This is a genomic window from Kineococcus rhizosphaerae (assembly GCF_003002055.1).
In the GTDB taxonomy this organism is placed as follows: domain Bacteria; phylum Actinomycetota; class Actinomycetes; order Actinomycetales; family Kineococcaceae; genus Kineococcus; species Kineococcus rhizosphaerae.
Genome location: NZ_PVZF01000040.1, coordinates 1 through 8,384, shown reverse-complemented (window position 1 = coordinate 8,384; position 8,384 = coordinate 1). Strand labels below are relative to the sequence as shown.

Annotated in this window: 8 protein-coding genes; 5 read left to right on the top strand and 3 right to left on the bottom strand. The window is 61.7% G+C overall.

Annotated elements, in window-relative coordinates; all coding sequences use genetic code 11:
- Positions 1-96: 96 nt before the first annotated feature.
- Complete coding sequence (locus CLV37_RS26565) at positions 97-651, bottom strand: hypothetical protein (RefSeq protein ID WP_146149631.1); 555 nt, start codon at positions 649-651, stop codon at positions 97-99.
- A gap of 125 nt (positions 652-776) precedes the next feature.
- Between CLV37_RS26565 and CLV37_RS26560 the strand changes: the two genes are divergently transcribed.
- Positions 777-1,001 (top strand): helix-turn-helix domain-containing protein, encoded by a 225-nt coding sequence (locus CLV37_RS26560; protein ID WP_106215750.1) that lies wholly within the window; start codon positions 777-779, stop codon positions 999-1,001.
- A 125-nt stretch (positions 1,002-1,126) separates the two neighbouring features.
- On the top strand, positions 1,127-2,122 hold the full coding sequence (locus CLV37_RS26555) for an AAA family ATPase (RefSeq protein ID WP_170127540.1): 996 nt from the start codon (positions 1,127-1,129) through the stop codon (positions 2,120-2,122).
- A 449-nt stretch (positions 2,123-2,571) separates the two neighbouring features.
- On the opposite strand, the gene CLV37_RS26550 is transcribed toward CLV37_RS26555, so the two are convergent.
- Entirely contained in the window at positions 2,572-2,835 is a 264-nt protein-coding gene (locus CLV37_RS26550; RefSeq protein ID WP_146149630.1) for a hypothetical protein, read from the bottom strand.
- 72 nt (positions 2,836-2,907) lie between these two features.
- Here CLV37_RS26550 and CLV37_RS26545 point away from each other — a divergent pair, with 72 nt between their 5' ends.
- The 3 genes from CLV37_RS26545 (at position 2,908) to CLV37_RS26535 (ending at position 7,550) form a co-directional block, all read left to right on the top strand.
- Positions 2,908-4,245, top strand: coding sequence for a helicase-related protein (locus tag CLV37_RS26545; RefSeq protein WP_170127539.1), 1,338 nt, complete (start codon positions 2,908-2,910; stop codon positions 4,243-4,245).
- Between the two features lie 917 nt (positions 4,246-5,162).
- The gene (locus tag CLV37_RS27970) at positions 5,163-5,321 is read left to right on the top strand and encodes a hypothetical protein (RefSeq protein ID WP_170127538.1); all 159 of its coding nucleotides are present in this window, start codon (positions 5,163-5,165) and stop codon (positions 5,319-5,321) included.
- A gap of 123 nt (positions 5,322-5,444) precedes the next feature.
- Positions 5,445-7,550 (top strand): sugar transferase, encoded by a 2,106-nt coding sequence (locus CLV37_RS26535; protein WP_342762311.1) that lies wholly within the window; start codon positions 5,445-5,447, stop codon positions 7,548-7,550.
- A 127-nt stretch (positions 7,551-7,677) separates the two neighbouring features.
- Here the strand turns inward: CLV37_RS26535 and CLV37_RS27285 are convergent, their stop codons facing one another.
- Positions 7,678-8,301 carry an HNH endonuclease gene (locus CLV37_RS27285; RefSeq protein ID WP_170127537.1) on the bottom strand — a complete coding sequence of 208 codons (624 nt, stop codon included), beginning with the start codon at positions 8,299-8,301 and terminating at the stop codon, positions 7,678-7,680.
- Positions 8,302-8,384: the final 83 nt, after the last annotated feature.

The following is an 8,384-nucleotide window of genomic DNA, read 5'->3' as shown; positions in this document are numbered from 1 at the left end:
AACCTGGCTGCACCTCTACAACCATCACCGCCACCACACCGCCCTCGGCGGGCTAACGCCCGCCTCGCGCGTCACCAACCTCAGTGGTCAGTACAACTAGCTCTCCTCGGTGGTGGTGCTCTGGTGGGTGCTGGGACGCAGAAGGCGCCTGGATGCGTCGGTGAGCTCTGCGAGTGACTTCCCGTCGGGTCTCGTGAGGAAGCCCATGTCGCGGCATCGTCGGACGCGCGCCGACAGCGTGTTGCGACTGACTCCGCTCTCATTCGCCATGTACTGCAGCGGGTTACGTGTTCCTTTGACGATGTTGACGTAGATCATCGCGAACTGAGCCCACTGCTCAGGGGTCTCCACGCGACCGAGGATCGTGGTCAGGTCGTACTCCTGTCGCAGCCATTCCAAGCCGAGTCGTCCGAACTCGGCGCGGACATCTGCGAGAGGCAGGCTGCGGACGATCTCAGTGGTGATCCCATCGGTCGCCTCGACGGAGGTGTAGGAGTCGTCCTCGTCCGGCCGGAAGACCAGTCGGAGCTCGAGGGCGCCGAGGTCGGTCGGTCCGGGGATCTGGATGCCGAACTGGGCTCTCCAGCCCGGGCGCTCGAAGGTCACCCAGGTGTTCGGGCTGTTGGGTCCTGTGGGGGCGGGTGCGGCCACCCGAGTCCACTCCGTTGCAGAAGTCATGCTCAGATCATTGCACAACACATGGCACTAGACAAGTGCTGTGTGTTATGGTTGCGGAGCAGTCACGCCGACTGCGCATCGAAGACGTAGGAGACGACATGAGGAAGCACTCTGAGACCGAACAGCCCTGGGCGCTCGGCCTCCCCGAGGCGGCCAACCTGACGAACAAGGACATGGGAAAGCTCACGGGCACTAGTGAGCGCTACATCCGCGCGAACGCCGGGATCTTGGGGATCCCGCGTATCAAGATCGGCCGACAGTACAGGTACCGCCCCTCGGAGGTGGCGGCCTGGATGGACGCCCAGTCGATGGGTGCGCGGTGAGCGTCGCTTCGGTTACCCCTGTAGTTGAAGCCAGCCGTGCCCTTGGCACTCTGCAGGACCTGAGCCGAGGAGCTGGAGCACGGACGGATGCGCTTCGCTTCCGGCTGCAGGGTCTGCCGTGCCGTGTGGAGGACTTCGACGAGCTTCGCGAGCAGACCAACCGCTACCCGGCGTTCGTCATCCCGCACTTGCTCGTGCGGGGCCTGAACCTCTGGTACGGCCCGCCCAAGAGCAACAAGACCGGACTTGCGACAGCCCTCGTCTATGCCGCGTTGACCGGGCGATCGTTCCTAGGGGGGCAGCTGACGAACGCCGACGGAGCGCCTACATTCACGCGGGTCGTCATCCTGATCAGCGAGATCGGTGGGGAGCGGGACTACACCCAGTGGCTCGAGGAGCTTGGGCTCACCTCGGCACGTCACCTCCAAGTGATCACCATGTCTCGGCCCTGGACCCTGGAGGAGTGGGGTGACCTGGCCCAGGCGCTCGAGGCCGACGAAGAGACTCTCATCATCTTGGACAACTTGTCCGCGTCTACGGATGGCTCGGTCACCAGGGATGAGGACGTCAAGCCCGCTATCCAGGGCATGGGCCAGTGCCTCCGCTCGCGTGCCGTGGGCCTAATCCTTGGACATGCCACCAACTCCGCCATGACCGAGGGGGGTAAGCCCCTTGGTAGTACCTACATCGAGTCCGCCGTGCGCTGGCTCGTTGAGATCCGTAAGCCGACCAAGAGAGACGACACCTTTTGTGAGCTCAGCGCTCGAGGCAACTGGGGGCGCAGCCACAAGCAGACCTTGGAGCGGGGTGAGCGCGTGGCGGAGTGGTCAGTCGTCGATACGAAAGACGCAGACACACTCTCCCGCGAAGCTGGGGAGACTAGGAAGGCGAAGCAGCGCAAGACGGCTGACCGCAACGCGGAGATCGCAGACGCCGTCGTGGCCAACTGTCAGGGCATGACGAAGAAGGAGACCGCCGCTTGGATCAGCGAACAGAGGTTCCCAGGAGGCAACGGTGGAACGGTTTCGGCTGCAACGGCGGAGAAGAACTTGTCGGGTGACGGCAAGCAGTACGGTTCCCTGCTCGACCATGCAGGCGGTAAGTGGTCTCGCCGTGGATAGACCGGTTACCCCATTCACCGGTTACCCCAAAGAGTGCTCTCAAACCCGAGTGAACAACAGCGGGGCTGATCGTCCTGCCTCGCCTGAACCATGCCCTCGCTGAGCGCAGCAGCGCTCGGGCGAACCTCAAGCAGTCCGGTTGAAGCCGGCCTGGCAGCGCCCGACGACGGAAGGAGGAGAGAAGGGACTGGTCCGACGCCCACAGCGTCGACCTGACGAACACATCTGATCGGAGTCGTTGAAGCGACTCCGACGGAAGGTAGTGGTCACTAGACCGAGCGGGCTTCAGGCCCGCTCGACCTCTTGAGCTTACCTGCACATGTTGCGGTCGGACTACCTCTGCAGAGGTCGCCGACCGATCTCGGACAGGCGCCGCCGAGCTCGTCGTCGGCGCTGTCACCAGTCATGCCCATCGAGGGTGCCGCCATGAGGGCGGACACCCGACCTCGTCATGCCGTCGCACGACGGCGGTCATCGAAGTACAGGAGAACAAGCATGTTGAACTCGATCACCACGAGCATGGCGACCAGTGAGACGCCGCGTCCGCGGGGCGTCAGGTGCTCACACCTGATGGAGAACGGATCCAAGTGCGGCGGGCGCGCATTGCGCACCGGTCCGTACACGATGGCCACTGGCTGCCAGCGGCACGCAAGCAGTGAAGAGAGGGCCATCCGCAAGGCCTGGTTCCAGCGCATCGCGATTCGACGCGCCATGCGGGCCTCGGCGTGAACTCTTCGACTATGCCATCTGCGACCTCGAGTGCGGTCAGCTTCGCTGGCCAGCTCATGCCCCACCAGCTCGAGGCCTTGGCCTTCGCCCAGGACAACCCCCGCGCCCTGTGCGCGCTGGGCACCGGTCTCGGGAAAACCGCCACGGCCACCGGCCTGGCGGCCTGGATGCTCGACACCGACCAGCTGCCGGCTCAGGCCAACGTCCCGGCCGTGGTGTATTTGACCGATGCACCTCTGGTGGAGCAGACCGCCGCCGAGGTGCAGCGGTTCTGCCCGCACCTGGCGGTGTCCACGACCAAGGAGTCCCGGTGGGCGAACACCGCCCCTGGTCCTCGGGTGCTGGCGCAGTTCCGCGAGCGCCAGGGGGACCGCCCCCTGGTCGTCGTGGGGACCTACCAGTGGTTGCGTGCTCGCATCGAGTCCACGGCAGCCAGCTGGGCCCCGGCCCTGCTGGTGCTCGATGAGGTCACCGCCGTCTCCGGTGGTGGTCCTGAGCAGCAGGCAGCGCTGGCCCTCAGTGGTCGCTCCCAGCGGGTGCTGGGGCTGTCGGCCACTCCGTGGCAGTCGAACCCGTTGCAGGCCTTCTCGGTGCTGGAGAGCATCGGTACCCCGGGCCTGTGGCCCCGGGGCCAGTTCGAGCGCGAGTTCGTCCGCTGGTCGCAGGCCTACGAGGTCAGCCCGGGGCGCTGGGTGGAGCCCAAGCCCGAGGACTTCGCCAGCTCCGCCCACCACCAGGCGTTCACCGACTACCTGCACCAGGTGATGCACCGCGTCAGCGCCGAGGAGACCGGACAGCGCCTGCCCGAGCTGACCCGCTCGGTGGTCTGGGTGCGGCTGCACCCGGCCCAGCAGAAGGCCTACGAGAACGGCAGCCGCATCGGCGGCTCGACCGGTCACAAAAAGCAGGAGGTCGCCGGCCGTCACCACGAGGACGTCTCCTCGCTGGTGGAGGAGCTGGTGGCCCAGCTGACCGGCCCCTACGCGGGCCGTCAGGCCGTCGTCTACTGCGAGTCCTTGGCCGTCCTGCCGTTGGCAGCAGCGGCCCTGGCGGCTGTGGGCATCTCCTCGACCGCCATCGAGGGCAAGGTCCCGCAGGCCGAACGTGAGCACGCCGTGGCCCGCTTCTGCGCGGGCCAGGTGCAGGTCCTGCTGGGGTCCTCGGTCCTAGAGCGTGGGCTGAACTTGCAGACCGCGAACCTGCTGATCTCCCTGGACTCCTCGTGGACGGACGACCGCGAGACTCAGCGCGAGGGCCGCATCCGCAGGATTGGTTCTGAGCACGAGCAGGCCCACCACCTAGTGCTACTGCCGGAGACCAAGCTGGTCCAGCGCAAGGTCGCCAAGGTTCAGCTACGCGCCGAGCTGGCCCGCAGCGTTCTAGCTGGCCGATGACCGACTACCTAGTCGCAGACGCAGAAGGAGGCCCACGGTGGACCTCCTTCTGCATCAACTTCCAGGCAAGTATTTGGCTTGCTCGACAGTCGTTAAAGAGGTTACGCAGACCCGCTTAACTACCTGCTGAAGACGCTTGGAGTCACCACATGCACACATCTTCGATGTATAGGGAAGCTCGACATTGAACCCAATCTCTTTGCCCAGATCAGGCGCCGAGGGGGCTTAGAGGGATCTAGACCTCTCCCCAAGACTACTTACTACAGACAAAGTAGTTATACACGATGATTCATCTTGCCTAGAGGGTGTGGGGGGCTTATTAGGTCCCACACTTAGGGCACGACAAGGCGCTGACCGGGATATCAAAAATCCACCTCGCCTCAGCGAAACAGGAGGTGCCATACACCCTCTTAGCGAGGTCTAGCGCCCTGCCGCATTTCGCTAGATTCATCAGAGGACCTAGCGGATGAGTACCCCTCTTCTTCGTCAGGTGATTCGTCACCAAACGAAGATCCATAGTGCTCATTGCTCATAAGTAGCCACGGGTCTAGGTCCGCCAAAGCTGCCAAGTCGGGAGAAACTCTCTGCCGGCAGGCTTGCAGGAAGGCTCGCTCAGCCCGAGCAGCGAGTACATCCTCCGGCGTAAAGCCCTGCTTGAGAGCCTCTGCCTGATTCATCGCCGATGCCTCTTCCCCTCGGTCTGACGAGCCCTGAGCTGTACCACGGTCTGTGCCATCATCGCTCGGTCGCGACGACTTGCCAAGCTGGTCGTCGCGACCTCTACGAGGATCAGCCACCCGGCCTCGCGGCGAGCCGCGTTGCTACTGTCTGTGACCGACTCCACCCCGAACTGGAAGCGCTTCCACGCCTCGCCCCGCTGCGCAAGACGGTGCGCTCTGAGAGTCAGCGTTGCAGTGATGAACAGTGCCACCACAGCAACACATGCCGTGATCACCGCCGCCGTGATGGGCGCGTTCGACCCCGGCGCAGGCAAGTTGATGCTAATCAAACGGGTCTCCAGTGAACCTCAGCAGATGATACTTGGCAAGGTATCAGCGCTACTGCAGGAACACTAGCTCAAGAGCGCAGATGCCTTCGAGTCCTCCGAGTCCTCGCATCCTTCTACCTCACGCGATAAGCTTCGCGTTGCCTGGAATATTCACTAATGACACTATCGGATTCTATCTTCCGAACGTCATATGAGCGTCTGGTGGCAGGTGGCCGACATGTTCCTTACCTTAGCCGTAATTCTATGGTGGCTTGCAGCAATACAACTCTACTTAGCATTAATGAAAGTGGACCTGTCATGGTTTCGCTGGCGGCTTGTTAGGCAAGCGCGCGTGTTCTTTAATAGTGACGAGGGAGGTCCAGACTCTGAGATATCTAGTTTTCTCGCTCACTGCAGGTTCCTGGATGAACCTAAGAGGAAGCTATCTTATTGGCGTGAACTTTGCCTCGTACTCACGACAGCTCTTGCGAGTTTCTCGACCTTTCGCTGGTCGAGCAACTCGATAGTTTCGACAATTTTCTTCACTATTATGCTCGCACTGGTCTTAGTGACGAGCGCAAATACGATTTCTCTTCTGCTTCGCCGGAACTCAAAAAGTAAGAGATCCTTTCCATATAATCTTAAGCAACACGATAGTCAAGGGAATAATCGGAGGATTCTGAAAGTTGCGGACGCACTTGCTGCGCCTTACCAATCGCTACGCAGACATGCCACTGGAGCTATTTTCTATCCAACACAAGGCTGGGCTAGCAGTCTGCAAAGCACCCTATTGAGTCGCCGCCACGCACGGGAACGTGAGCAGGTAGCTGGAAGACTTCAACCAGCGCTGAGGACGTCTAGTCTCACAAACTATCCAAAGAAGTCTCAACCTCCCGCTTGGGTATATGCGTATATCCAGCGAGCTGTAGCAATCGATGCAACAGTAGCAGCACTTGCGTCCTTTACGGCCTTTTATCTTCGTTTCCATGCCGAGCCCGCGGATCTTTCTACGCGTTCCGGTCTCATGAACATCCTTTGGGCGGCCTTGTTTCCCATAACATGGGTCGCCGCCATGGGTCTGTCGAAAAATTATGAAACACGATCAGTGGGCGTTGATTTAAAGGAATATAATCGAGTCGCTAGATCCGCCTTGCTCGTTTTGACTACGACTGCGGTGACATCATGGCTTTTTCATTTCGACTTTTCCCCCGGTTTAGCGGCGTGGGGGATATTTCTTGTGGTGATCCTGAATTTGTTTGGCAGATATACTCAGCGCCAAGATCTTTATGCCCGACGCATGCGCGGTGAGGCAAGTCAGACCGTCGTCGCCGTCGGCCACCGCGCCGCCGTCGCCGGCATGGCCCGCCAGCTGCACCGCGCCAGCTACCACGGCATGCGCATCGTCGGGGCCTGCGTCCCCGGCGGCCCCGGCAGCGCGGCCGACGACGCCGAGCTGCGCGAGCTCGGCATCCCCGTCATCGGCAGCCTCGACGACGTCCGCCACGCCGTCACCACCGTGGACGCCGACATCGTGGCCGTCACCGCCAGCCCCGAGCTCGAGGGCCCTGGTCTGCGTCGCCTTAGTTGGGAGCTCGAAGCCACTCGCGCCGAGCTCGTTATCGCGCCAGGACTGATTGACGTCTTTGGTTCGCGAATTAGTACCTACCCAGTCTCGGAGCTATCACTATTGCAGATTGATCATCCCGACCTGCAGGGCTCGCGACGACTCGCAAAAGGAGCGTTTGACCGCCTAAGCGCCAGTTTGGCCCTCGTCGTGCTCAGTCCGCTGTTCCTCGCTCTCGCCGTCGCCATCAAGCTCGACAGCAAGGGCCCGGTCTTCTTCCGGCAGCAGCGTATCGGCAAGGACGGTAATTCCTTCCCGATGATGAAGTTCCGCTCCATGGTCGCTGACGCTGAGGAGATTCTTTTACAACTGCGCGACCTCACCGACGGCAACGGCGTCCTGTTCAAGATGAAGGTCGACCCGCGCATCACTCGCATCGGCCGCGTCCTGCGCCGCTACTCCCTCGACGAGCTGCCCCAGCTCATCAACATCGTGCGCGGCGAGATGTCGCTCGTCGGCCCCCGCCCGCCGCTGCAGAAGGAGGTCGACGAGTACGGCTTCGACATGCGTCGCCGCCTGCTGGTCAAGCCGGGCCTGACGGGGCTGTGGCAGATCAACGGCCGCTCCGACCTCGACTGGGACGAGTCGGTCCGCCTCGACGTGCGCTATGTCGATAACTGGTCCCTCGCCTTCGACTTCATGATCCTCTGGAGGACCGCCGGCATCGTTTTGCGCGGGCGCGGCGCCTACTAGGTTCTAACCCGACCCAAGGTAGTTCCGTATCAATACTTACTTCCACAAGCCTTATCGATGCCCGAGTAGGCCCTTGCTGGTAAAGTTTCTCGCTGCTGACAGAGCCTACAGAAGACTCGTGGAAGTATCAGTCTCTGAGGTTATTCGCCAAAGTCTCGAGTTCTTCGGCGACTAAATATGCGCGTTGCGAGTCGAGTTCATTGGCGTATCGGCCAAGAAACTCGATCGCCCAATTTATTTTCGGCCCAATTTCTTGTCCGGCAGGCTGAGATGTCGACCAAAGCTCCAAGTTACCGGTCCATAGGTTTCCCCGCTGGTTCATCCGAGGCGGACCGTCTGTCTGGTTGTCGAGCCTGTCGCCGTTGATGTGGTGGATTTGCTCGCCTTTGTCGGTACGGATTCCCTTGCCCCACGCAGCTTCAAAGGCGACATGATGTGCCAGGCGAGGTCGCCCTCCCTGAGGGTTGGGCACTACAAGGTAGCCGTTGGAGTTGATGGTTCCGGTGCCCCGCTCACGTTCGAGACGCTTGATCGGTGCATCCCAGTCCGGCCGGCCAGCTCGGTGCCGAGCTCGGTGCTCGGCGCAGAGACCGTGTGAGTTAGCGCACGGGCCTTCGCATCCCTCAATGCGACAGAGGCCCTCGCGCACCAATGCCCAAGTTCGCAGTTGGCTCAAGGGCTTGCCAGCGAGATGCTGCTTGGCGTGGCTCTGACACAGCTTCAGAGCCTGGCGGTGGATGGTTGTGTCCACCAGAGTGGTGTACGACCAGGCCGGTGACAGGCGTGGCTGACACGTAGAAGGCGGCCACCGCGTGATGCTTCGAAGGACCTCTC

Excerpts from the sequence above, each read along its gene's own strand:
- CLV37_RS27970 (WP_170127538.1), top strand. The coding sequence starts at position 5,163 with ATGAACAGTGCCACCACAGCAACACATGCCGTGATCACCGCCGCCGTG.
- CLV37_RS26545 (WP_170127539.1), top strand. The coding sequence starts at position 2,908 with ATGCCCCACCAGCTCGAGGCCTTGGCCTTCGCCCAGGACAACCCCCGC.
- CLV37_RS26560 (WP_106215750.1), top strand. The coding sequence starts at position 777 with ATGAGGAAGCACTCTGAGACCGAACAGCCCTGGGCGCTCGGCCTCCCC.
- CLV37_RS26550 (WP_146149630.1), bottom strand. The coding sequence starts at position 2,835 with ATGGCGCGTCGAATCGCGATGCGCTGGAACCAGGCCTTGCGGATGGCC.
- CLV37_RS26535 (WP_342762311.1), top strand. The coding sequence starts at position 5,445 with ATGAGCGTCTGGTGGCAGGTGGCCGACATGTTCCTTACCTTAGCCGTA.